Here is a 24,930-nt window from a genome sequence, read left to right on the forward strand (position 1 = left end):
GAGTCGGGCTCCTCTCCGCGCGGAGAGGAGCCCGACTGTCGTCCGCCCTGCGGCACTTGTTCCCGGGCGGTCACTCACTCCCAGGTGAACGCCGGGTTCACATGCATGCAGGCCTTGTCGTCGGCGCCGTTGAGGGCGTCCGCGGACTCGGGGGTCTTGTTGTCGTCCTTCGCGGTGTTCTGGGCCTTGTACGCCCTGCCCTCGCGCCAGTCGGCGCCCACGACGAGCGTGACCCCGGTGACGTCGGTCGACCTCTCCACCGAACGCGCCGGAATACCGAGGGCCTTGGCCACGGCCCGGGCGTCGCCCTCCAGCTCGGCGCTCGGGTAGCGCACGACCGTCCTGTCCTCGGTGATGGCCGAGACGGTGTCGGCGGTGGCCCTGGCGAAGCCCTTCTCGACGAGCAGCCCGGCCACCGTGCTCGCCCGGCCGGGGGCGGCGCCGAGGGTGTCGGTGCGGGTGCCGTTCTGCACGAGGACGCCGATCCTGTCCCTCGCCGCGGCCGGGTCGGACGGCTCCGCGGAGGCCTGCGTGGTCTCCTTCTCCGCGTCCTTGCCGTCCAGCGCGATGTCCTCGCGCACGAGCCGGAACAGCTTCTCCGCGTCGCCCTCCTTCGGCACCACACGCGCACCGACGTACGTGAACGGCATGGTCGTCATCGTGATCCGGGCCGGCTCGACCTTGCGCAGCTCGTTGCTGAGGTTGTAGAGGTCCATGACGTCGTCGAGGCCCTCGTCGACGGTGAGCGCCCGGGTGGCCTCCTCGGCGAGCCTGCGCAGCTTCATCGGGTTGCTGATCGTGGCGTTCGCGCGCAGTTCGCGGACCATCGCGTTCATGTACATGTGCTGCGCCTTGGCGCGCGCGATGTCGGTGTTGTCCTCGAACCCGTACCGCGTGCGCAGCCACTGCAGGGCCTGCTCGCCCTTGATGTACGTGGTGCCCTTCTCCAGCCTCAGCTGGGAGCCGTGGCCCTGGCGGTCCTCGGAGTAGATGTTGGCGTCCACGCACACCGGCACGCCGCCGATCGCGTCGGCCATGGACACCACGCCCGCGAAGTCGACCATGATGAAGTGGTCGATGTGGATGCCGGTCAGGTTCTCCCAGGTGGCGACCGTGCAGCCCGGGCCGCCGCGGCCCAGCGACTGGTTGGTCATCACGAGGCCGCTGGACGCCGGGTAGACCGTGCCGTCCCCGGCCGTGCACTTGGGTATCTCCAGCAGCGTGTCGCGCGGCATGCTGACCACCGACATGTTGGTGCGGTCGGCGGACAGGTGCACCAGCATCTGGACGTCCGCGAGCGGGGCGGCCCCGAAGGACGCCTTGGCGCCGCCCAGGTCCTGGTTCTCCTTGGTGTCCCGCGCGTCCGAGCCTATGACCAGGATGTTCAGCGGGGTCTGGCCCTCGGCGTTGGGTGTCGGCCCGGCGATCCTCGTCTCGCCGAGGTGCAGGTCCTCCTTCTTGATGTTGTTGTTGAGGTGCTGGTAGTAGAGATAACCGGCACTCGAGGTGCCGAGTATCAGGACCGCCAGAACCGTCGCGGACCAGCGCAGGATGCGGCGCCTGCGATGCGGCCGCCCGGGGACGACCCCGCTCTCGTCACCGCTGCCGCCACCGTCACCGCCGCTGCCGTCGCCGTCACCACTGCCACCGTCGCCCTTGTCCCGCGGCTCGGTCGGCGGAACGTCGTCGCCGCCGCCGTCCGCGGGCGTCGCGCCGTCCCGGTCGTGCGCGCTGCCGTCCGAGCTGAGTTCGCCGGACTCCTGGACGCCGGACCGCTCCCGGTCCTCGCGCACACCGCTCCGCACCATCTCCCTGCCCCTCCCCACCCTGCCTGCCCGCTCACTTGCTGTCTGCTCTGGAACTGCCTGCACTACGAACTGTCTGCCTACGAACGGGATGTGTCCCGCACGTGTTGGACCACTGAGGTCCCGACTCGGATGTACACCCGCGCCCGTTCTGTTGAACGAGTCATACGCCCGAATCGGCTGACACCTGTGATACCTGCCGCACCTGTGTGCGCGTGCCGCCGTACGCATGCGGCACCTGTGTACACATGGCTCGGGCACGCCCACGCCCAGAGGGATGTGGGTGTGCCCGGTCAGACGCCGGAAGACCCTGTCAGGTCACCGTCGGCAGGCCATCAACTGGCGCACAGTTTCTTGTCCGCCGTGTTCTTCTCGACGTCCACGTTCGCCGTCGTCGCGTTCAGCGGAACCCCGGCGCCCTTGAAGTCCTCGCCCAGGATCAGCACCATCGCGGGCAGCCCCTGGGCGTTGGTCTCGCTGTTGCCCTTGCCGGGCTTCAGCGCGGACGCCTTCAGCCCCATCAGGTCGGCCAGCTTGCGTGCCTGGTCGGCCTGGTCGGGATCGTACGCGAGGGTCGTCTTGGCCTGGGTCGCGTCAGCGTTGCCCAGCTGGCTGGACTTGGCCACGTCCACATCGTTCTGCAGCCAGTTGAGAGTTTCCTGGGCGCTGCCGGCGGGGGCACCGCCGTTGTAGACATGGACCCGGACGTCGGCGGCCTCGGCCCGCGTGCCCTTGAGCTTCGAGGTCTTCTTCTTCTGCTCCTGCTTCTTCACCTCGGTGAGCGAGACGTCCTCGCGGATGGCCTGGAACAGCGACTCGGCTTTGCCCTCGGCGGGCAGCACGGTCGCCTTGTCGGTGTTGTCGACCACCGGCACCGTTGTGAAGGAGATGTTCTTGATGTTGACCTTGCCGACCTCCTGGCCGAGCGCGGCGAGCTTCTTTATGTCCGCGATCTGCGAGTCGACGGTCAGCGCCTCGGTGCCTGCCTCCGCCAGCTTGAGCATCTTCGTCGGGCTGGTGAGGGTGTCGTTCGACTTCAGCTTGCGGATCAGTGAGCTGAGGAACTGCTGCTGGAGCTGGATCCGGCTCAGGTCGCTGCCGAAGCCCACGCTGTAGCGGGTGCGCAGGAACGCCAGTGCCTCCTCGCCTTCCAGCGTGTGGTCGCCCGCGGGCAGACTCAGCTTGGACTTGGGGTCGTTGATGTCCTTCTCCAGGCAGACCTCGACCCCGCCGACCGCCGAGGACAGCGTCTTCACCGCGTTGAAGTCGGCCACCATGAAGTGGTCGATCTCGATCCCGGTGAGTTCGGTGACCGTCCGCATCGTGCAGCTCGGGGTGCGGCCGTCCTGGCCGAGGCTGACGTTGAAGCGTTGGCCGGTGACGCCCGGGATGGTCTCCGTGGTGCCGTCCTCCTGCTCGGTCGGACAGTCCGGGATGTCGACGATCATGTCCCGCGGGATGCTCATCGCGGTCGCGTTCGACCGGTCCTTGGAGACGTGCAGCAGGATCGTCGTGTCCGCGTGGCCGACGCTCTCCGTGTCGCCGTATCCCTCGTCGTCGTTGCCCTCGCCCGTGCGCGTGTCGGTGCCGAGCACCAGCAGGTTGATCGCCCGGTCCTTGCTGAAGCCGCCGGTACCCGCCCCGTCGTCGGAGACGGCCGTGATGTTGTCGTTGAGGTGCTGGTAGTAGAAGTAGCCCACCGCGGTCGTGGCGACCAGGACGAAGGCCAGCGTGCCGCCCGTCCAGATCAGGACCTTCTTGCCCTTGGACTTCTTGGGCTTCGTACGGCCCCTGCGGCGCCCCGGCGGCGGCTCCTCCGGCGCCCCACGGCGACGGCGCGGCCCCACCTCGGGAATCTCCCGGGTGTCCGGAGCGGTCGCGGTGCGCGCACGGGGCTCGGCGGCCCTCATGCCTGCCGTCGCCGAGGCCGTACCGGCGCCGCGCGGTCTCGGCACGGCCGACTGCGGTACGGAAGGAGTCAGTTGCAGTTCGTATTCACCGGTGCTCGGGTTGAGTACCCACTGGTCTGCGGGGTCGATGTCGTCCGCCCGCCCACGGCCTTGCGCGTCCACGGTTTACCGATTCCTCCGTTGGGGCCACGCGGCGCCTTCCCCCTCCAAAGGCGCTCGGGTCTCGTGCAAGTGGTGCGCGACCGCAGGGCCTGACACACCGGATCGCTCACACTATCCGCCCGATCAGCAGCCGAGCGACGACGGTGACAAATTCCACGTCCCTACAACTGGGCAATCCGCCCATTTCTTAGAGTATTTGTTCCTGGCGTTGACGTGCGTTTTACTTACGGGTGCCTTCAGCGGCTCATCCGCAGGCGTCCTCGGCAGCCGTGCTGCCTCGGAAAGTGGGCGCCGGCTCGGGAGTGGAAGAGGGCCTGTAAGGCCGATTTTCGCCGGGAAGTCCCGACTTGGGCACTCCCGATTCGGGAACTTCCCGTGCCACCGCCACCGGCGCGTCCGCGCGCAGCCGTCCGAAGAGTTTCTCCGCCTCGGCCTCCACCAGTTGGTCGCGATTCGCGTTGTGGACGTACGACTGCCGGGGAACGGTCAGGAATTGCACCCGTTCCGTGGGGATCGTGCGCAGCCCTCGCGCGAGATCGTAGAGCCCGCGCAGACTCGCCAGCCCCGGGTCCGTGGTGAGCGACGAGGTGGCCGCGTCGAGCAGCGGATACAGCTTCACGGGATTCATCAGTACGTCGTTGCCGCGGACCTTGCCGGCCAGCGCGCCCAGGAACCGCTGCTGCCGTTCCATCCGCTCGGTGTCGCTGCCGTCGCCCAGCGACTTGCGGGCCCGGACATAGCCGAGGGCCTGCTCCCCGTCGAGCCACACCTTGCCCGCGGGCAGCCTCAGCCTGGCCTCCTCGTCGGCGATCGGCTCCTTCAGGCAGACCTCGACGCCTTCGATCGCGTCGACCATCCTCTTGAACCCGTGGAAGTCCACGACCACATGGTGGTCCACCCGGATGTCCGTCAGCTTCTCGACCGTACGGATCGTGCAGGCCGAACCACCCGCCTCGAACGCGTGGTTGAACATCGTGAACATCGGCCCGGTGCGGCTGCCGTCCGGCCGCCGGCAGTCCGGCACGTCGACCATCAGGTCGCGGGGGATCGAGACGGCGGTCGCGCTGCGCCGGTCGGCCGCCAGATGCAACAGGATCGTGGTGTCGGAACGCTCGGTCCCCGAGTCCCGCCCGTACTTCCCGTTCCCGTGCCCCGAGCGCGTGTCCGACCCGATCAGCAGAATGTTCTGGGCGCCCCGCACCAACGGGGTCGGCCGCTCCTTCTCGTACCGCGCGAGCTCGTCCGCCGCCGTCGTGTCCGACGTGATGTTCCCGTCCAGCTTCTGGTACGCCACCCACCCGCCCCCGACGGCTCCGGCCACCACCAGGGCCGCCCCACCCAGGACCCACCGCACCCAGCGCCACCGGCGCCGCCGCCGTACGGCCCCGGCCTCGGGCCCGGGGAGCCTGCCTTCGGTGTCGGTCACTTCGGGTCCACCCCTCACGGCGTACGAGCGTGTCGTGTAGTTACGACGATGAGGGGGGAGGGGGTGCGGCGCGGCTCGGGTTGGGCCGAACGAGGTGTTTTCAGGGGTGTGTGACATTGTGCGGCTCCGCCGCGTGGGCGTGACCAGCCACAGACGGCCGTCAGACGCGCAATGACGTCAGTGACGCGGCGCCCCAAGCGGAGTGCTACCGCGAAATCGCAGTAACCCGCTCACTCTCGACGCGCTTGTCCACAGCCTCGCCCTCCAGCCGATCAAGGTTCCGGCACAGCACCACAGAACCTCCGGTGGCGAGCGGCGCGTACAACCCGGCGTTCAGTCCTTCCCACGTGTCGTAAGGCAGGGCGGACAGAATCCGCGACCCGGGCCCCGTCAGCCCGAGCCCCGTCGCCTCGTCCCGGGCCCGCTCGACAACCTCCGCCCCCGTGAACTCCCGCCCGGCGACGATCAGCGCGGGCTCCTCGGGGTCGACGGGGGCGTACGGGGCGAAACGGTCGCCCTGGGAGGGGACCTCGACGGCGTAGTCGGCGAAGCCGGCCGGGGCCTGCGGGAAGCGCCCGCCGAGGGGGCGCAGGGCGAGGGCGACGCGCTCACCGGAGCAGGCGCGGGCCGCGTCGAGGGTGTCGGGCCCGCTGACGACGAGGTCGGCCACCGCCGGTTCGCCGTCGACGTCGGCGATCACGCCCACCGAGGAGCAGGCGAGCAGCCACACCGCCGTCTGCCAGTGCGCGGGCAGCAGCAGCGCGAGCCGGTCACCGGGTTCGGCGGACAGGGAGTCCTGGAGGAGGTTGGCGGTCTTGGCCACCCAATTGGCGAAGGTGGCCACGGATAGTTCGACACGTTCGCCTGTGGCGTCGTCGTAGAAGGTCACCAGAGGGCGCGCGGGGTCCGCGGCGAGCGCGGATCGCAGCAGGTCGGCAGGGGTGCGGTCGGTGGCGTTCACGCGCGCAAGCGTACGCGGGGCCGGGGCGGCGGGAGGAAGGGGCGTGTCACCGGTTCGGCTGAGTGGGCCCGACGCCCCGTCAATTCTCGGATGGACATATATGTCTCACTATGTCAAGGATCAGGGACATGCGTAGTTTTTCTGCTTTCCTCGCTTCCGCGATCGGTGTCACCTGCGCCGCCGCCGTCGTCGTGTCGCTCCCGCTCGCCCTCTCCGCGTCCGCCGCGCCTCGCGCGTCCGATGCGTCCGCCGCGTCCGATGCGTCCGCCGCGTCCGATGTGTCCGCGCCCGGCAGTACTCAGTCGGTCCCCCTCACCCCGCTGGGCAGCGACCGCGCGGCCGGGCAGGGCGCGTTCGAACAGGGGATCGGGCGCCGGGGCGTACGGTCGTTCTCGCTGGTCGGCGTCGTATGGGACAACCCCGACGCGGAACTGCACGGCCGTGTCCAGGTCCGTACCCGGGCGACCGGCACGACCCACTGGTCCGGCTGGCAGGACATCGAGACGCACAACCACGCGCACGCGGCCGACCCGGACACCGCCGAGAGCGCCTCCGGCCGGGTGCGCGGATCCACGGCCCCGCTGTGGGTGGGCGACTCGGACGGCGTCGAACTCCGGGTGCGGGCCGAGGCGGAGGAGCGCACCGGCGCTTCGGGTGTCCAGGCGCTGCCGGACGGGCTGCGCCTCGAACTCGTCGACCCCGGAGACGGCCCGGGAGCCGGTCCAGGAGACGGCCCGGGAGCCGGTCCAGGAGACGGCCCGGGAGCCGGTCCAGGAGCCGGTCCCGGAGTCGCCTCCGGAGTCGCCTCCGGAGACGAACCGCCGCTCGCCGAACCGCCGCTCGCCGAACCGCCGCTCGCCGAACCGCCGCTCGCCGAACCGCCGCCCGCCGAACCGCCGCCCGCCGAGCCGCCGCCCGCCGGACCGGCACCCGAGGGCGCGCCCGTGGACACCCCGCGCATCCCGATGACCGTCGAGGGCGCCGCCGCGTCCGCCGTCAACGCCGAACTCGTACCACTGGGCGCCACCGTGATCCCGGCGCTGTCGAAGAAGGAGACCGACCAACAGGTCGTGGACGCGGCAGCGGAGGTGAAGAAGCCGTACATCGGACCGCGTCCGCGCATCATCACCCGGCGCGGCTGGGGCGCGAACGAGAAGCTGCGCGAGCGCGACTTCCTCTACACCAAGCGGGTCCAGGCGGCCTTCGTGCACCACACGGCGTCGGGCAACAACTACCGCTGCTCACAAGCCCCTTCGGTCATCCGCAGTATCTACCGCTACCACGTCGTGAGCAGTGGGTGGCGCGACATCGGCTACAACTTCCTCGTCGACAAGTGCGGAAACCTCTACGAGGGCCGGGCGGGTGGCGTGGCGAAGCCGGTCATGGGCGCCCACACCCTCGGCTTCAACACGAACAGCACGGGGGTCGCCGTTCTCGGCAGTTACGCGAGCACCAAGCCCCCCGCGGCCACGGTCAAGGCCATCTCGAAGCTGACGGCGTGGAAGCTCGGTCTGCACCAGGTGAATCCGCAGGGCAAGACATATCTGACATCGGGTGGCGGCAATCTCTACAGAAAAGGTAAGAAGGTGCGACTGAACGTGATCTCCGGCCACCGCGACGGCTTCGCCACCGAGTGCCCGGGCCAACACCTGTACGGCAAGCTCGGCGCGGCCCGCACGGACGCGGCGCGACTGCAGGGCCGTACCTGAGACGAACGGTCTGCACACACTGGCCGGCCGAAAAACAGTTCGGCCGGTCCTGGCAGGAAGCAGAGACGACAGGTGACTGAAGCGATCCTCCTGGTCGGCGGCAGAGGTACCCGGCTGCGTCCCCTCACGGTCCACACTCCCAAGCCGATGCTTCCGGCGGCCGGGGTCCCCTTCCTCACGCACCAGCTGGCGCGGGCACGGGCGGCGGGCGTCGACCACATCGTCCTCGCGACGTCCTACCTGGCCGAGGTCTTCGAACCGCACTTCGGCGACGGCTCCGCCCTGGGCCTCCACCTGGAGTACGTCACGGAGGAGGAACCGCTCGGCACGGGCGGCGCCATCCGCAACGTCGCCTCCCGGCTCCACTCGGGCCCCGAGGACCCGATCCTGGTCTTCAACGGCGACATCCTGACGGGCCTGGACATCGGCGCCCTGGTGGCCACGCACGAGTCGACGGCGGCGGACGTGTCCCTGCACCTGACGCAGGTCACGGACCCCAGGGCGTACGGCCTGGTGCCGACGGACGGGACGGGCCGGGTCACGGCCTTCCTGGAGAAACCCCAGACCCCGGAAGAGATCGTCACGGACCAGATCAACGCGGGCGCGTACGTCTTCCGCCGCTCCGTCATCGACACGATCCCGGCGGGCCGCCCGGTCTCGGTGGAGCGGGAAACGTTCCCGGACCTGCTCGCGGCAGGCGCCCACCTGCAGGGAATGGTGGACTCCACCTACTGGCTGGACCTGGGCACCCCGGCGGCCTTCGTACGAGGCTCGGCGGACCTCGTCCTGGGCCGTGCCCCTTCCCCCGCGGTCCCGGGCCGCTGCGGCGACCGCCTGATCCTCCCCACCGCCCACGTGGCAGGCGACGCCAAGCTCACCGGCGGCACGGTCGTGGGCGAGGGCGCGCTGGTCGGCGAAGGCGCACGCCTCTCCGGCAGTACCGTCCTGGCCGGCGCCGTCGTCGAGCCCGGCGCCGTCATCACCGACTCCCTCATCGGCGCCCGCGCCCGCATCGGCCAACGCTCCATCCTCACCGGCGCCGTCATCGGCGACGGCGCCGTCATCGGCGCCGACAACGAACTCCACACCGGCGTACGCGTCTGGTGCGACGCCCACATCCCCAAAGCCGCCCTCCGCTTCTCACCGGATCAGTGAGCGGGGGCGCCCCGTCAGGGGCGCGGGGCTGTATCGATATGCGGCTCCGCCGCGTGGGCGCGACCAGCCACACACAACCCGCACTCACCCCACAACCCACACCACCCACCCGAACCACCCCACCCACCCGCTCACAGCCCACCCACCCCACACCCCTCCAAGCGGGGGTCCGGGGGCGGCAGCCCCCAAGCGGGGTCGAAGGGGCGCAGCCCCTGGAGGATGGGAACGGGTAGGGGCGGCGGGGGCGAAAACAACCCCGCACAGCAACCGGCACACACAACCGCCCGCCCCTACAACCGCCCAATATCCCCCCGCGGCATCCGCGGAACCCGCCGCGCCGGCCCCCGCCCACTCAACAAAATGAACCGAGCCGCCCGATGCCGCTGCCCCGCATACGGCTCCAACAGCGACAACATCACCGCGTCATCCGCATCCCGATCCCCCGCCAACGCAAACCCCACAATCCCCGGCAGATGCAGATCCCCCACAGTCACCGCGTCCGCCGCCCCATGACTCCGCTGCACGGTCTCCGCCGAGGTCCACGGCCCCACCCCCGGCACCACCTCCAACCGAGCCCGCGCCTCGACCGGCGACATCCCGACGGCCTCCTCCAACCGCCCCGCCACCCCGACCGCCCGCAACACCGCCGAGGCCCGCTTGTTGTCCACCCCGGCCCGATGCCACTCCCAGGACGGAATCAGGGCCCACTCCCGAGGCCCGGGCATGACACACATCCCCCCGGGCACGGGCCCAGGCGCCGTCTCCCCGTACTTCCGCACGAGCAACCGCCACGCCCGATACGCCTCATCCGTCGTCACCTTCTGCTCCAGAATCGACGGAATCAACGACTCCAACACCAGCCCGGTCCGCGTCAACCGCAACCCCGGCCGCCGCCGCCAAGCCATCGCGACCACCCGATGCCGAGGCGAGAACGCGGACGGATCGTCCAACGCCCCCAGCAACTCCGGAACCCGGTCGAGCAGCCACTCACCCCCCGGCCCCCACGCCTCCGCCGACACCACCCCACCCCGCAGCGCGACCCGCAGGGTCCCGGGCCCCACCGGCGTACGGCTCGCCCGCCACACGGCCCCGTCCGGCGTCGTACGGAACGTCGGATCCCCGGGCCCACGCCGCAACGGCCCGAGCACCAGCCCGAGATCGAGCGGCCCCTCCGGCACCCACGTCCGGCTCCGCCCAGGCCCCACCGGAGGTTTCGGCACACCTCCGGGCACGACAACATGCCCACCACGCACACTCGTACGCGTGGGCCGAGGCGCGAAACGTCCTGCCACGAACAAGGTCCCGGGATCCGAAGTAACAGAAACAACAACAACGGGCAGCGACGTACGGCCGTATCACCGCACCTCAACAGCCGTATCACCACACCACGACAGCGATATCACCGCACCTCGACAGCCATTCACCGCACCTCGATAAAGGCCCCCGCATCCCGCTCACCCCGAGCCCTCGGCTCCTCCGCCGCATGGCCCACCGCCACGGCCCCCATCGGGTCCCACCCCTCCGGCAGCCCCAGCACCTCCCGTACGACATCCCGGCAGAACATCGTCGACGACACCCACGCGGACCCGAGCCGCTCCCCGGCCAGCGCGACGAGGAAGTTCTGCACCCCGGCCCCGGCGGCGACAACGAACATCTCCCGCTCGGCCCCGTCCCGCCGCGCGTCCCCGTACGTGTGCGACCCGTCCATCACGAGACACGGCACCACCAGATACGGCGCGTTCCGCAGCACATCCCCCCGCCGCACCCGCTTCGCGATGGACTCCTCGGTCTTCCCGTCCCGCCGCAGATCCGCGATCCACGCGTCCCGCATGGCGTCGAGCAGCCGTATCCGCGACTCCGCCGACTCAAGGAGCACGAACCGCCAAGGCGTCGTATGGTGCGGCGCCGGCGCGGTGACGGCCGCGGCCACGGCCCGCCGTACTGCACCGGGGTCGACGGCCTCGTCGGTGAACGCCCGTACGGTACGCCGCTGGGTCACCGCCAGCCGTACCGCCTCGGACGTACCGAGCCGGAACAAGTCGTCCCGCGCGTCCCGCACCATCGCCCGCGCCCCCTCACCGTCGTCCTCGGCCACCACGTGCCCCAGCCCGCGCACCACGGCGACGGGCAGCCCGGAGGCCTTCCCCTTGACCAGATCCCCGGCGGCGGCCAGCTCGTCGGCGGTCGCGACGACGGTCGCGCTGAGCGGATTGCCGTACGAGTCCGTCCCGCCCCGCAGATCGTCGAGCACGCGCACGCCCGCGGCCCCGATGGCCACATCCGTCAGACCACTGCGCCAGGGCCGCCCGAAGGTGTCCGTGACGACGACCCCGACGTCGACCCCGAGCACGTCACGCAGCCCCTGCCGCAGCGCACGCGCGGAGGCGTCCGGGTCCTCGGGCAGCAACAGCACGGTCCCGGCAGGGGTGTTGGAGGCGTCGACCCCGGCGGCGGCCATCACCAGCCCCTGCCGGTTCTCGACGATCCGGAACGGCCCCCGCCGCGCCACGACCCGTACGGTCTCGGCGTCGATGGCGGCCTCCCGGTCGGTGGCCTCGACGATCCGCCCCTCCGCCTTGGACACGATCTTCGAGGTGATGAGCAGCACATCACCGTCGACGAGCCCCGGCTCCGCGGCTGCGACGAGCTTGGCGAGATCGTCGCCCGGCCGGACCTCGGGTATCCCGTCCACGGCCCACACCCGGTAGCCGGATGCGGCCCCCGAAGACTGATGAGCCGGGGGCCCTGCGGTAACGCTCGCACCCCGGCCCTCGACCACACGCTCGGACGGCCCGACCGCTCCGCCACCGCCCAGCTGACCGCCCCCGGCCGCTCCGCCCGCGCGGGGTGCACCACCACCCGGGCTCCCCGCCCCCTCGGCAAGCCCGCTGTTCACGCTCTCCGGACTCTGGGAAGGCCCGTTGCTCAGGCGTTTCGCACTCTCGGGGGGCTCGCTGTTCAGGCGCCCCGCCCCCTCGGAAATCCCGCCGCTCAAACCCCCCGCACCTCCTCCGCCAATGCCAGCGCCTCCCCGGCCATCCGGGCCGCCGCGTCCACGTCGGACATCATCAGCGGCACGGCGCGGCACCGGATCCCCGCCGTCTCGACCCGCTCGACCGCACCCGCGTCCACCGTGTCGACCAGCCACCCGTCCAGCAGCCCCGACCCGTAGTGCTCGGCGACAGCCGCCGCCGTGGAGTCGACGCCGACCGCGGCGAGCACCTTGTCGGCCATGCCGCGCACGGGTGCGTCCCCGACGATGGGGGAGAGGCCGACGACGGGCACCCCGGCGTCGGCGATCGCCTCGCGTATGCCGGGCACGGCGAGGATCGTGCCGATGGAGACGACGGGGTTGGACGGCGGGAAGAGGACGACGTCCGACTCGGCGATGGCCTCCAGGACACCCGGCGCGGGCTTCGCCTGCTCGGCGCCCACCGGCACGATCGCCTCGGCGGGCACAGAGGCCCGCAGTCGTACCCAGTACTCCTGGAAGTGGACCGCCTTGCGCTCGCCGTCGACCTCGACGGCGACATGCGTCTCGACCCGGTCGTCGGACATCGGGATGAGCCGCACCCCGGGCTTCCACCGGTCGCACAGCGCCTCGGTGACGGCGCTCAGCGGATAGCCCGCGCCCAGCATCTGGGTGCGCACGATGTGCGTGGCGAAGTCCCGGTCCCCGAGCCCGAACCACTCCGGCCCCACGCCGTACGCGGCAAGCTCCTCCTTGAGATGGAACGTCTCGTCGGCCCGGCCCCAGCCCTGCTCCTCGTTGATGCCGTCGCCGAGCGTGTACATCACCGTGTCGAGGTCCGGGCAGACCTTCAGCCCGAAGAGGTGGATGTCGTCCCCGGTGTTGCCGATGACCGTGACGTCCGCCTCCGGCGCGGCCTGCTTCAGACCACGCAGGAACCGGGCACCACCGATGCCGCCTGCCAGAACCACAATGCGCATGGGAGCAAGTCTGGCAGGCGGGTACGACAACGCGTCGGCCGGTCGCGGCCACGCGCGGTTTTCGGCCGGGTGACACGGGATGCCGGGTGACACGGGAAGCCGGGAGGCACGGGATCAAGGAGCCACGGGATCAAGGAGCCACGGCCTCCACCGGCCTGCCGTGCGGTTCCCCCGCCGCGCAGGCGGAGGCGCGCATCGGCATCTCGGTCAGCCCCGGGTAGTACACGTGCAGGCTGACGGCGGGTTCGAGCGCGTCATTCACGACCTCGTGTACATACCCCGGCGCGAAAACCCGCTGCGCACCGGCGCCGAGCGCGCGCGTGCCCCGCTCGGTGCGCTCGGTCAGGGTGCCGTCGAGGACGGTCAGTACGCCGGAGGAGCGGCCGTGGTCGTGCGGTTCGCTGCCCTGTCCGGGCACCCAGGACAGCAGCCACACCTCGTAGCCGGGTCCGGTGCGCAGCCGGTGGTACCAGCGGGAGGTGGCGTCGTACTGGACGAGGTGCTCCCACTGGGAGCGGTCGGCGGCGATGGAACGGGCGAGGCCGACGAACTCGGCCACGGTGACCGGGTGCTCGCGGGGGGCCTGGAGGAGGTGCGGTACTTCGAGGATGTCGCCGGCGATCTGCAGGTCGCTGTCGCTGTTCATGGGGTGCTGTGATTCCTCGGCGGAGAGTGCGGAGAGCATGGGGCCGGGTGTCGCGGACGGTCCGCCCGGGTCACGGACGTCACGTGTGCCCTGATGTGGGCGTTGGGGAACAAGCAGCCGAGTCGCGGTGGACTCAGTGGCAGCCGGAGCGCGTTGGGCTCAACAGCCGGAACAGCGACAGCTACAGCGAGCGCGGGCAGCACCGAGGGACCCGGCGGGGCGGGTCGAGGTGAGTGCCAAGTTCGCGAGCATGCCCACAAGGACAGCGGTTCACACCTCAGCTGTCAACTTGACGTCCGGAATATGGGAGATGTTTCACCTCATCCGGTTCATCTGGCAGATGAAAGGTTTGTTCAAGGACCCCTGGGGACACATGGCGCACAACCGGGCGCACGGACCTCGTGGCGGTTGTCCGGAACGAGATCGAACTTCTGGGCGTCCTTCCCCGTAAGGGAAGGGAGACCGCTCCGCACCCTGCTGCCGTCAGGCCACTGTCAAGGTTTATGCCGATTTGAACACTTTCCGCATGGCCTTGGTTCCGCAGAGTGAATAAGGGACCCAATAGCAGATCTCGGCTTGACTCGCCCGTAGCAGCACACTTGTAATTTCACTCGTGTCGTTCAGCCGAAATCGGTAACGGCAGCACCACGGGGACGCGAAGACAGACGAGGGGCGCACATGACCGAGCTCGTGCAGCAACTGCTGGTCGACGACGCGGACGAGGAACTCGGCTGGCAGGAGCGCGCGCTGTGCGCCCAGACCGATCCCGAGTCCTTCTTCCCCGAGAAGGGCGGCTCGACCCGCGAGGCCAAGAAGGTCTGCCTCGCGTGCGAGGTCCGCTCCGAATGCCTCGAATACGCGCTCGCCAATGACGAGCGGTTCGGCATCTGGGGCGGCCTGTCGGAGCGCGAGCGCCGCCGCCTGAAGAAGGCCGCCGTCTGACCTGGCCGTTCGAACCAAACGGCGCACACCCTTACGTAACGAACGGCCCGTCGCCGGTGGGTTGTCCACAGGCGGCGGGCCGCGATCTTGTCCAGCCGTTAGTGTGGGCCTCCGTCCAAGACGTCCCGCCGCCACCTGTGGGCACAGACGTCCACCGCAGTCCATCGAACCGGGGCCCGTACCTCGATGTCCGTGCACAGCCACACGGCAGCCCACCAGACCGCTGCCACAGCGTCGTTCGACCCGACCCGTCCGCCCGAGTTCCCGCGTCACGTGGTGACCGCGGTGCTCGTCGCCCACGACGGCGCCCGCTGGCTGCCCGAGGCGCTCGCCGGGCTGCTCGGACAGGAGCGCCCCGTCCAGAACGCCATGGCGGCCGACACCGGTAGCGCGGACGCCTCCGCCCAGCTGCTCACCGAGGCTCTCGGCGCCGACCGGGTCCTCCATCTCGCCCGGCGCACCGGTTTCGGCCAGGCTGTCGACGAGGTCAACCGCACCGCCGGCGTGCTCACTCCGGACGAGCTGACGTACCTCAAGCGCCCCAGCGGCTGGGACCCCGTCACGCGCACGTGGCGCGACGACGCGTACGACATGCCGGAGCTCCCCCACGGCGAGCCCGAGCAGTGGCTGTGGCTCCTGCACGACGACTGCGCCCCCGAACCGGACGCCCTCGCCCAGCTCCTGAGGGTCGTCGAGCACGAGCGCGAGCTGGGCCGGGACGACATCGCAGTCGTCGGCCCCAAGCTGCGCGGCTGGTACGACCGCCGCCAGCTCCTCGAAGTCGGCGTCACCATCGCCAACTCCGGCCGCCGCTGGACCGGCCTGGACCGCCGCGAACAGGACCAGGGCCAGCACGACCACGTCAAACCCACGCTGGCCGTGTCCACCGCCGGCATGCTGATCCGCCGCGACGTCTTCGACCAGCTGGGCGGCTTCGACCGGCGGCTGCCCCTGATGCGCGACGACGTCGACCTGTGCTGGCGCGCCACGGCCGCCGGCCACCGCGTCCTCGTCGCCCCCGAAGCCGTCGTACGGCACGCCGAGGCGGCCTCCCGAGAGCGCCGCACCGTCGACTGCGTGGGCCGCAGCGCCGCCTCCCCGCACATGGTCGACAAGGCGGGCGCCGTCTACACGCTGCTCGTCAACTCCCGTACGGCACAGCTGCCCTGGGTGCTGTTCCGGGTCGTGCTCGGCACCCTGCTGCGGACCGTCGCCTACCTCGTCGGCAAGGTCCCCGGACAGGCCGTCGACGAGATCCGGGGCCTTCTGGGAGTCCTGCTGCGGCCCGAGCGGATCATCGCCGGGCGGCGCAGGAGAGGCAGCCCCCAGGCCGACAAGGGCGAGCTGCGCCCGCTGTTCCCGCCGCCCGGCGCGACCGTACGGGCCACCGTCGAGCAGGCCGCGGGCAACCTGGTGGGCCGCTCCGACCCCGAGGTCGCCTCGGGCGGACGGCACGGCGGAGCGGTGGAGTCCGGGCCCGGCGGAGACGATGCCGACTTCCTGGAAGTCGAACAGTTCGCCCGGCTCAAGCGCGTCGCCCGCAAACCCGGCCCGGTGCTCTTCGCGGTCCTGCTGCTCGTCTCGCTCGTCGCCTGCCGCGCACTGCTCGGCTCGGGCGCGCTCGCGGGCGGCGCGCTGCTGCCCGCCCCCGCCGACTCCTCCGGTCTGTGGGCGCGCTATCTCGACAGCTGGCATCCGGTGGGTGCGGGGGGCTCGCAGTCCGCGCCGCCGTATCTCGCGCTCGTCGCCATGCTCGCCTCGCTGCTCCTCGGCTCCACCGGGCTCGCGGTCACCCTCCTGCTCGTGGCCTCCGTACCGCTGGCCGGCTGCACCGCGTACTTCGCCTCGCGGTCCCTCATCCCCTCGCGGCTGCTGCGCGCCTGGGCGGCCGTCGTCTACGCCTTCCTGCCCGCCGCCACCGGCGCCCTCGCGGGCGGCCGCATCGGCACCGCCGTCCTCGCGGTCCTGCTGCCGCTCATGGCGCGCGCGGGCGTGGTGGCCGCCGGCCTCGCCTCGCCGACGGGGCGCGGAAGCTGGCGGGCCACCTGGGCGTACGCGCTGCTGCTGACGATCACCACCGCGTTCACGCCGGTCGTGTGGCCCATCGCGCTGATCCTCGGCGTCGCGCTCCTCGTGGTGCGCCGCGGCGACATCACCGCCTACGGGCTCCGCTTCCTCGCCCAGCTCGGCACCCCGCTGCTGATCCTCGCCCCCTGGTCGCTGACGCTGCTGCCGTTCGGCTTCTTCAAGGAAGCCGGCCTGGAGTACGGCGCGAGCACGGCCTCCGCGTCCGACCTGCTCGGTGCCAGCCCCGGCGGGCCCGGCACGGTCAGCGGGCTGATGCTCATCGGCGTCGTCCTGGCCGCGCTGGCCGCCCTGCTGCGCTCCGAGCGTCAGTTCGGAATCTGGACGGCCTGGGTCACCGCCCTGGTGGCACTCGTCTTCGCGATCCTCTCCAACAGCTCCACCTGGGCCGGACCCGCCACCCTCGTCTACGGCATCGCCCTCCTCGCCGCCGCCCTGATGGGCGCCGACGGGGCACGCGCGCGCGTGGCCGAGCAGAGCTTCGGCTGGCGTCAGCCACTGGCCGCGCTCATCGCCTTCGCCGCCGCTGCCGGGCCGCTGCTCGTGGCCGCCGGGTGGATGATCGGCGGCGCCGACGGGCCCCTGGAGCGCCGCGACCCGGTGCAGGTGCCCGCGTTCGTCGCCGAGGAGAGCGGCACGCGCGACCAGGCCCGCACCCTGGTCCTCGACAGTGACTCCACCACGCGCGTCGGCTACACCCTGGTCCGCGGCTCCGGCGTCCGCCTCGGCGACGCCGAACTCGCGGCGGAGGCCGGCGAGAACACGCAGCTCGACAACGTCGTCGCCAACCTCGTCGCAGGCTCCGGCGCCGACCAGGCCGACGAACTCGGCGGCTTCGCCGTCCGCTACGTCCTCGTCCACAAAGGCGCGCCCCGCGAGATCGGCCGCGTCCTGGACGCCACGCCCGGCCTGACCCGGCTCAGCCAGCAGGACGGCAGCGCCCTGTGGCGCCTGGACCGCCAGGTCGCCCGCGCCACCATCGTCGCCGACTCCGGCGAACCGCAGCCCATCGCGGCGGGCCCCGTCGAGATCCACACCGACATCCCCACCGGCGACTCGGGCCGCGTCCTGCGCCTCGCCGACACCGCCGACGAGGGCTGGACGGCCACCCTGGACGGCAAGCCGCTCACCCCCACCACGGTCGACGGCTGGGCCCAGGGCTTCCGGCTCCCGGAGTCCGGCGGCAAGCTGGACGTCGTCTTCGACGCCCCCCTGAGCCACACCGGCTGGCTGTGGGCACAGGGCTCGCTCGCCGTCGTCCTCGTGGTTCTCGCCCTCCCCGGCCGCCGCCGGGACGTCGACGACGACCTCCCCGAGGAGCCGTCGCCCGTGCCCGCACAGGACATCACCGGCGACGGCCGCCGCGCCCGCCGCCTGCGCGCCCAGGCGGAGGCCGAGGCCGAACAGTCCGCAGACCCCACCCTGCCTCCTCCGGAGGAGGAGGCCCCCGCCCCGGTCCCGCAGCAGCCGGCCTACGGAGAGTGGGACACCCCGAGCTACGCGGGCGCCGAACAAAGCCAGTACGACCAGTACGACCAGGCGGCCTACCAGGGCACCCAGCAGTACCCGGCGGGCACGTACGAGCAGCCGTACCAGGCGGACCCGTACCAGGGCGGCCAGTACGACCCGTACGCCTACGGGAGCACGACACCGTCGTACGACCAGACGTACGACCAGGGCTACCAGATGCCGTACGACCCGTCGCACGGCACCGACGACAGTGAGCGCCCCGACGGGAGCCAGCAGTGAACCGCACGACCCTGTCCCTGATCGCCGGCGTCACCGCGCTCGCCGGCGTCACCGGCTTCGCCGTACTGAACGAGCCCACCGCCCCCGGCAGCGACACCACCGCCAAGGCGGCCGCCCAGCTGCCCGTGGAGCGCACGAGCCTGCTCTGCCCCCAGCCGAGCACGTCGGGCGTGGCGAAGACGACGTACACGTCGTTCACGCCGGTCACGGAGGGCACGGGAGACGACGGCACGGCCGAACTCGTGGCGGCGGGGAAGAAGAAGCCGGCGAAGGAGAAGCCGGCGAAGGGGAAGGCCGCCAAGCCTGTCGTCGAGCCCAAGGAGCCCGGCAAGCCGGTCGCCAACACCGTCGACGGCTCCGGCACGCCCGCGCTGCTCGGCACGGCCGAGGGACGGTTCGCGCCCGGCTGGACCGTCCAGGAGACCACCGAGGTCGCCGCGGGCAACGGTCGCGGTCTGCTCGGCACCAACTGCACCGCCCCGGACACCGAGTTCTGGTTCCCCGGCGCCGGCACGGCCGAGAACCGCACCGACTACGTCCATCTGACCAACCCGGACGACTCCGCCGCCGTCGTCGACATCGAGCTCTACGGCAAGGACGGCACCCTCGAATCGACGGTGGGGGAGGGCATCACGGTCCAGCCGCTCTCCAGCGAGCCGGTCCTGCTCCCCACGCTGGCCGAGGGCAAGGAGCCGGACGTGACCGTGCACGTGAGCGTGCGCAGCGGCCGGGTCGCCGCGGCGGTCCAGTCCCTGGACGACAAGCTGGGCGGCGACTGGCTGGCGCCCTCCACGGACCCGGCGGGCAGCCTGGTCCTGCCCGGCATCCCGAAGGACGCGACGGCGGTCCGCCTGGTCGCCTTCGCCCCCGGCGACACCGACGCCGACCTCAAGGTCCGCCTGGCCTCCCCCTCCGGCCCGATCACCCCGGCCGGCAACGAGACCCTTCACGTGAAGGCCGGCATGACGGCCGCCGTCGACCTCGGCGACATCACCCGAGGCGAGGCGGGCTCCTTGGTCCTGACCCCCACGGGCACCTCCGTCCCGGTCGTGGCCGCCCTCCAGGTCATCCGGGGCAAGGGTGCCAAGCAGGAGTCGGCCTTCATCCCGGCCGCCCGCCCGGTCGGCGCCCGCGCCACCACCGTCGACAACCGCGCCAAGGGCACCACCCTCGCCCTGACCGCCCCGGACCGCACGGCCGAGGTCAGGGTCACCGCTTCCGAGGGCACCGAGGGCGGCACCTCGGCGACGCAGACCTTCACGATCAAGGCCGGCACGACGGAGAACGTCGAGTTCCCGGTCCCCGAGGGCCTGAAGGGCACCTACGCCCTGACCGTCGAGCCGACCTCCGGGGGCCCTGTCTACGCCTCCCGCATGCTCGCGATCACGGTGGGCGGTGTGCCCGCCTTCACCGTCCAGACCCTGCCGGACGACAGGGGGACGGTGGCGGTACCGGAGGCGGAACAGGACTTGGCGGTACTGCAGAAGTAGAGCGCCTCGGCAGCAGGCATCTCCGTAGCAGGGCCTCTCGGCAGGAGGCGCCTCAGTCCTCGCCGTACCGAGGGTCCACCGTCTCCGGGGTGAGCCCCAGCAGTTCGGCCACCTGCTCCACCACGACCTCGTGAACCAGCGCGGCCCGCTCGTCGCGCCCCTTGGTACGGATCTCGACCGGCCGCCGGTAAACGACGACCCGCGCGGGACGCCCTTCACGGGCGGGGACGATGCCCCCCAGAGGCACGGCCTCGTCGTTCCAGGGCCCACCGGGCCCGTCGAGCCGCGGCACTTCGAGTACCAGAAAATCGATGTCCGCCAGTTGCGGCCACCGCCGCTCGAGCCGCTCCACGGAGTCCTGCACCAGATCCGCGAACACCTCGGCACGGCTCGCGGCGAGCGGCACCTGCGGCGGCGCGATCGGACCGCGCATGCCCCGGCCGTGCCGGTCACGGCGGCGGGGCCCGGGTGCGGCGGCACGGGGCGGTACGGGGTTGTCCATCACCTCCGAAGAGTAATCCCCAGGAGGTCCACACTCCCGAACCCGCTCGGGGACCCGGCCGCGCGCCTCGCCCGGAGGCGCTGGAGAGGGCCCGGAGAGGGCCCGGAGGAGGGTCGTACGGCATGTCGGCGGATGACCATTCCAGCCAAGGTTGGGCTCGATTCCGTATCTCTCCGAGACCGTCGAACTCGCGGCAATTGATAGGGTTTGCGGAAACTCGTGATCGTACTCAGGGTGTTCGGTATCCCGAATGACCTCTTCCGCACAGGTCAGGAAGGTGTGTCCAGAGGGGCGTGTGGGGCGTTTCACACCACGACACGGTGGAGTGACCTGGTGGAGAGTCGTCGCGGCCCGCTCAAGAGTGCGGTACCGTCCAACATCGTGAGCCCTGTACGTCGCTGTTCGCGCACCGCTTGCGGCCGTCCCGCCGTCGCGACGCTGACGTACGTCTACGCCGACTCGACCGCGGTCCTCGGCCCGCTCGCCACCTACGCCGAACCTCACTGCTACGACCTGTGCGCCGAGCACTCCGAGCGCCTCACCGCCCCGCGCGGCTGGGAGGTCGTACGGCTCCTCGACGGCTCGGCCCCCGCCCGGCCCAGCGGTGACGACCTGGAAGCGCTTGCCAACGCCGTACGCGAGGCCGCCCGTCCGCAGCAGCGCGCCGCCGAGGCCGGCGGGAGCGCGCGTACGGCCGACCCGATGGAGGTCGCCCGCCGCGGCCACCTGCGGGTGCTGCGCTCCCCGGACAACTGACCGGGAACAACTGACCGGGAATAGGTGACAGGGAACAGCTGACAGGCGGCAACTGGCCACCGGCAAGCGACAACTGACAGGCGAGATTCGGCCCCTGTCGCGGACGCTCGCCGAACTCCCTTCCCCATGCGCGGGTTTCACTCGTCGGCGCACACGCATTGACGCGAGGTTGTCGCGGACGCAAGCATTCCGCGTACGCGCGAGAAATCGCTTTCCGCGTCGCGGAATCCGGGGATCCCGGGGGCGCCCGTGTACATCCAGGAACTGGAGCCCGTGGCCGACTCGCTCAGCCTCTCCACGCTCATCGCGACCCTGCCCCTGCCCCTCGCCATCGTCCTGGTCCTGCTGGGCGGTGTCCGCATGTCCGCATGAAGGCCCACAGAGCGGGCCTGATCGGGCTCGTGGCGGCCGCGCTGGTCGCCTCTCGCGGTACGGCATGCCGATCGGCCAGACGCTCTCAGGAGCCGTCCAGGGGGCCACCTTCGGGCTCTTCCCCATCATGTGGATCGTCGTCAACGCCCTGTGGGTGTACCGGATGACCGTCCGCACCCGGCACTTCGACATCCTCCGCCGCAACTTCGGGTGGCTCTCCGACGACCCGCGCTTCCAGGCGCTCGTCGTGGCGTTCTGCTTCGGCGCGCTCCTGGAAGCCCTCACGGGCTTCGGCGCGCGGGTCGCCATTCTGCTCGGTGATGCCCGTCGCCCTCGGCTTTGAACCGGTGCGTGCGGCCGTGGTCGCGCTGATCGCCAACACCGCACCGGTCGCCTTCGGCGCCATGGGCACCCCGGTCGTGACACTCACCCAGGTCACCGAACTGCCCCTGGACACCGTCGCCTCGTGGTGGGCCGTCAGACACCGCTGCCGGCCCTCGTGGTGCCGTTCGGCCTGGTCGGCCTGGTCGACGGGCGGCGCCATCAGAAGGGGCCGCGCGAAGCGCGTCGTTGAGGGGCGGTGATCGGGTGACGGGCGGGAGTGAGACCTGGGTGCCCGCCCTGGTGTGCGGAATCGCCTTCGCCCTGGGCCAGTTCGTCGCGTCCAACTACGTCTCCGCCCAACTCGCCGACATCGGAGCCGCCTTGATGGGTGCGGGCGCCCTGGTCGCCGTACCCCACGCGCGCAGGCCCGCCGCCGAACCCGTACGCGCCGCGGTCCTCACCGGCGTAAGCAGCGAGGACCTGGACGAGGAGGACCGCCGCGCGAAGTCGCGCGCGCCTACGCCCCGTACGCCCCATACGCGCTGATCGTCGCCATCTTCGCCATCTTCTCCATCGCCCAACTCCCCGTCGTGAAGGACTGGCCGGCCGAGGCGACCCGCACCTTCGACTGGCCGTTCCTCAACGTGACCGACCCGGACGGCAACCCGGTCGGCGGCAACATCTTCACCTGGCCGATCGTCTCCACCGGCGGCACCCTGGTGCTGCTCGCCGAGCTGCGCACGGCGGTCGTACCGGGGGTCCACGCGCGCGTGGTCGTCAAGGAGTGGGCGGCCACCGTGCGCGAACTGCGGTTCGTGATCCTCACGGTGACGTCCGTACCGGCCCTTGCGTACGTGATGAACCTCTCCGGACAGGCCGCCACGATCGGCCACTTCGTGGCGGCGACCGGGGCCGGGCTCGCCTTCCTGTCGCCCGTGCTCGGGTGGTTCGGCGTCGTGGTCTCCGGCTCGGGCACGTCGGCCAACGCGCTCTTCGGTGCCCTCCAGGTGAGCGCCGCCCGCGAGTCGGGCTTCTCGCCGGAACTCCTCGCCGCCGCCAACAGTTCCGGTGGTGTACTCGGCAAGATGATCTCCCCGCAGAACCTGACCATCGCGTGCGCGGCGGTCGGGCTCGCGGGCCGCGAGGGTGATCTTCTGCGCAAGGTGCTGCCGTGGAGCCTCGGGCTGCTGCTGGTGATGTGCCTGATCGTGGTGGGTCGGAGCTCGCCCGTACTGGAGTGGATGCTTCCGTGAGACGGCACAGCTGACTGTCACTTACGGCAGGTAGTTTGGGGTCATCGATGAGGACTTCAGGAGGGTTGGTCGTGGCTGCTGATCTGTCGACGATCGTGAAGGCGTACGACGTACGCGGAGTGGTCCCCGACCAGTGGGACGAGCCACTGGCCGAGCTCTTCGGAGCGGCCTTCGCCCAGGTCACGGGCGCGGACGCCCTCGTGACCGGGCACGACATGCGGCCCTCGTCGCCGGGGCTCTCACGTGCCTTCGCGCGCGGGGCGGCCGCCCGTGGGGTGAACGTGACCGAGATCGGCCTGTGTTCGACCGACCAGCTCTACTACGCCTCGGGCGCCCTGAACCTGCCCGGCGCGATGTTCACCGCCTCCCACAATCCCGCGCAGTACAACGGCATCAAGATGTGCCGCGCGGGCGCCGCGCCGGTCGGCCAGGACACGGGCCTGGCCGAGATCCGCGAACTGGTCGAGTCCTGGACCGACTCGGGCGCCCCGGAGCCCGCCGCGACGCCGGGAACGATCACGCAACGCGACACGTTGGAGGACTACGCGGCGCACCTCCGCTCCCTCGTCGACCTCGCCTCCATCCGCCCGCTGAAAGTCGTCGTCGACGCCGGCAACGGCATGGGCGGCCACACCGTCCCCACGGTCTTCGCCGGCCTGCCCCTCGACCTCGTCCCGATGTACTTCGAGCTGGACGGCACCTTCCCGAACCACGAGGCCAACCCCCTCGACCCCGCCAACATCGTCGACCTCCAGAAGCGCGTCCGCGAGGAGAGCGCCGACCTCGGCATCGCCTTCGACGGCGACGCGGACCGCTGCTTCGTGGTCGACGAGCAGGGCGCTCCGATCTCCCCCTCCGCCATCACGGCCCTGGTCGCGGCCCGCGAACTCGCCAAGCACGGTGGCAAGGGCACGATCATCCACAACCTGATCACCTCCTGGTCCGTCCCGGAGGTCGTCAAGGAGAACGGCGGCACACCGGTCCGCACCCGCGTCGGCCACTCCTTCATCAAGGCCGAGATGGCCCGCACCGGCGCGATCTTCGGAGGCGAACACTCCGCCCACTACTACTTCGCCGACTTCTGGAACGCCGACACGGGCATGCTCGCCGCCCTGCACGTCCTGGCGGCCCTCGGCGGCCAGGAAGGCCCCCTCTCCTCCCTGGTGGCCCAGTACGACCGCTACGCGGCCTCCGGCGAGATCAACTCCACGGTCGACGACCAGACAGGCCGCCTGGCCGCCCTGAAGACCGCCTTCGAAGGCCGTGAAGGCGTCGAACTCGACGAACTGGACGGCCTGACCGTCTCCTCCGCCGACTGGTGGTTCAACGTCCGCCCCTCCAACACAGAACCCCTGCTCCGCCTCAACGCCGAGGCCCGCGACGAGACCACGATGACCAAGATCCGGGACGAGGCGCTGGGGATCATCAGAGGCTGACGCCACGGGAGGGCAGGGCGACGATGGGGGGGTTGGAGGAGAACGGCTGACGGGAGCCATCCACCACCCTCCCGCACATTCCCACCCACCCAGCGGCACTTGTCATCCAACCCGAGCCCCTCCAGCCTGTCCGGCGTTTGAGGACGAAGCCGCCAGGCCGACAGACCACCCACTCAGCAGTACTCGTCATCCCACCCCAGCCCCCTCCAGCCTGTCCGGCGTTTGAGGACGAAGCCGCCAGGCCGACAGACCACCCACTCAGCAGTACTCGTCATCCCACCCCAGCCCCCTCCAGC

16 protein-coding genes and 1 pseudogene are annotated in these 24,930 nt (G+C 71.1%); 8 read left to right on the forward strand and 9 right to left on the reverse strand.

Going from position 1 to position 24,930, the window contains the following annotated elements:
- Positions 1-74: 74 nt before the first annotated feature.
- The 4 genes from ACWD3C_RS38795 to ACWD3C_RS38810 all read right to left on the reverse strand — a co-directional run bounded on the left by ACWD3C_RS38795 (position 75) and on the right by ACWD3C_RS38810 (position 6,264).
- The gene (locus ACWD3C_RS38795) at positions 75-1,808 is read right to left on the reverse strand and encodes an LCP family protein (RefSeq protein ID WP_451151725.1); all 1,734 of its coding nucleotides are present in this window, start codon (positions 1,806-1,808) and stop codon (positions 75-77) included.
- 332 nt (positions 1,809-2,140) lie between these two features.
- Positions 2,141-3,877: an LCP family protein gene (locus ACWD3C_RS38800; RefSeq protein ID WP_451151727.1), complete on the reverse strand. Its 1,737-nt coding sequence runs from the start codon at positions 3,875-3,877 to the stop codon at positions 2,141-2,143.
- Positions 3,878-4,121: 244 nt separating this feature from the next.
- Positions 4,122-5,303: an LCP family protein gene (locus ACWD3C_RS38805; protein ID WP_451151729.1), complete on the reverse strand. Its 1,182-nt coding sequence runs from the start codon at positions 5,301-5,303 to the stop codon at positions 4,122-4,124.
- A gap of 205 nt (positions 5,304-5,508) precedes the next feature.
- A complete protein-coding gene (locus ACWD3C_RS38810) occupies positions 5,509-6,264 on the reverse strand; it encodes a TIGR03089 family protein (RefSeq protein ID WP_451151731.1) in 756 nt (251 codons plus the stop codon).
- A 128-nt stretch (positions 6,265-6,392) separates the two neighbouring features.
- Between ACWD3C_RS38810 and ACWD3C_RS38815 the strand changes: the two genes are divergently transcribed.
- Both ACWD3C_RS38815 and ACWD3C_RS38820 read left to right on the forward strand, forming a co-directional pair.
- Positions 6,393-7,973, forward strand: coding sequence for a peptidoglycan recognition protein family protein (locus ACWD3C_RS38815; RefSeq protein ID WP_451151733.1), 1,581 nt, complete (start codon positions 6,393-6,395; stop codon positions 7,971-7,973).
- A gap of 72 nt (positions 7,974-8,045) precedes the next feature.
- Complete coding sequence (locus tag ACWD3C_RS38820; protein ID WP_451151735.1) at positions 8,046-9,128, forward strand: sugar phosphate nucleotidyltransferase; 1,083 nt, start codon at positions 8,046-8,048, stop codon at positions 9,126-9,128.
- Positions 9,129-9,418: 290 nt separating this feature from the next.
- Here ACWD3C_RS38820 and ACWD3C_RS38825 read toward each other — a convergent pair whose 3' ends face one another.
- From ACWD3C_RS38825 to ACWD3C_RS38840, 4 genes are all read right to left on the reverse strand, one after another.
- The gene (locus tag ACWD3C_RS38825; RefSeq protein WP_451151737.1) at positions 9,419-10,420 is read right to left on the reverse strand and encodes a DNA-3-methyladenine glycosylase family protein; all 1,002 of its coding nucleotides are present in this window, start codon (positions 10,418-10,420) and stop codon (positions 9,419-9,421) included.
- A gap of 128 nt (positions 10,421-10,548) precedes the next feature.
- On the reverse strand, positions 10,549-11,907 hold the full coding sequence (locus ACWD3C_RS38830) for a coenzyme F420-0:L-glutamate ligase (RefSeq protein ID WP_451151751.1): 1,359 nt from the start codon (positions 11,905-11,907) through the stop codon (positions 10,549-10,551).
- 212 nt (positions 11,908-12,119) lie between these two features.
- Positions 12,120-13,079, reverse strand: a complete 960-nt coding sequence (cofD, locus tag ACWD3C_RS38835; RefSeq protein WP_451151739.1) for a 2-phospho-L-lactate transferase — start codon at positions 13,077-13,079, stop codon at positions 12,120-12,122.
- Between the two features lie 130 nt (positions 13,080-13,209).
- The gene (locus ACWD3C_RS38840) at positions 13,210-13,725 is read right to left on the reverse strand and encodes a cysteine dioxygenase (RefSeq protein WP_451151753.1); all 516 of its coding nucleotides are present in this window, start codon (positions 13,723-13,725) and stop codon (positions 13,210-13,212) included.
- A gap of 678 nt (positions 13,726-14,403) precedes the next feature.
- On the opposite strand from ACWD3C_RS38840, the gene ACWD3C_RS38845 reads away from it, so the two are divergent.
- The 3 genes from ACWD3C_RS38845 (at position 14,404) to ACWD3C_RS38855 (ending at position 19,991) form a co-directional block, all read left to right on the forward strand.
- On the forward strand, positions 14,404-14,667 hold the full coding sequence (locus ACWD3C_RS38845) for a WhiB family transcriptional regulator (protein ID WP_003975777.1): 264 nt from the start codon (positions 14,404-14,406) through the stop codon (positions 14,665-14,667).
- A 186-nt stretch (positions 14,668-14,853) separates the two neighbouring features.
- Complete coding sequence (locus ACWD3C_RS38850) at positions 14,854-18,501, forward strand: glycosyltransferase (RefSeq protein WP_451151741.1); 3,648 nt, start codon at positions 14,854-14,856, stop codon at positions 18,499-18,501.
- Positions 18,498-19,991, forward strand: coding sequence for a DUF5719 family protein (locus tag ACWD3C_RS38855; protein WP_451151743.1), 1,494 nt, complete (start codon positions 18,498-18,500; stop codon positions 19,989-19,991). The genes ACWD3C_RS38850 and ACWD3C_RS38855 overlap by 4 nt, the downstream gene beginning before the upstream one ends.
- Before the next feature lie 52 nt (positions 19,992-20,043).
- On the opposite strand, the gene ACWD3C_RS38860 is transcribed toward ACWD3C_RS38855, so the two are convergent.
- Positions 20,044-20,493, reverse strand: a complete 450-nt coding sequence (locus ACWD3C_RS38860) for a metallopeptidase family protein (protein WP_451151755.1) — start codon at positions 20,491-20,493, stop codon at positions 20,044-20,046.
- A 333-nt stretch (positions 20,494-20,826) separates the two neighbouring features.
- Between ACWD3C_RS38860 and ACWD3C_RS38865 the strand changes: the two genes are divergently transcribed.
- The 3 genes and pseudogenes from ACWD3C_RS38865 (at position 20,827) to ACWD3C_RS38875 (ending at position 24,634) form a co-directional block, all read left to right on the forward strand.
- A complete protein-coding gene (locus ACWD3C_RS38865; protein WP_451151745.1) occupies positions 20,827-21,249 on the forward strand; it encodes a DUF3499 domain-containing protein in 423 nt (140 codons plus the stop codon).
- 249 nt (positions 21,250-21,498) lie between these two features.
- A pseudogene (locus ACWD3C_RS38870) lies at positions 21,499-23,198 on the forward strand (L-lactate permease).
- A 71-nt stretch (positions 23,199-23,269) separates the two neighbouring features.
- Positions 23,270-24,634 (forward strand): phosphomannomutase/phosphoglucomutase, encoded by a 1,365-nt coding sequence (locus tag ACWD3C_RS38875; protein ID WP_451151747.1) that lies wholly within the window; start codon positions 23,270-23,272, stop codon positions 24,632-24,634.
- Positions 24,635-24,930: the final 296 nt, after the last annotated feature.

Source organism: Streptomyces sp. NPDC002845, from assembly GCF_053591955.1.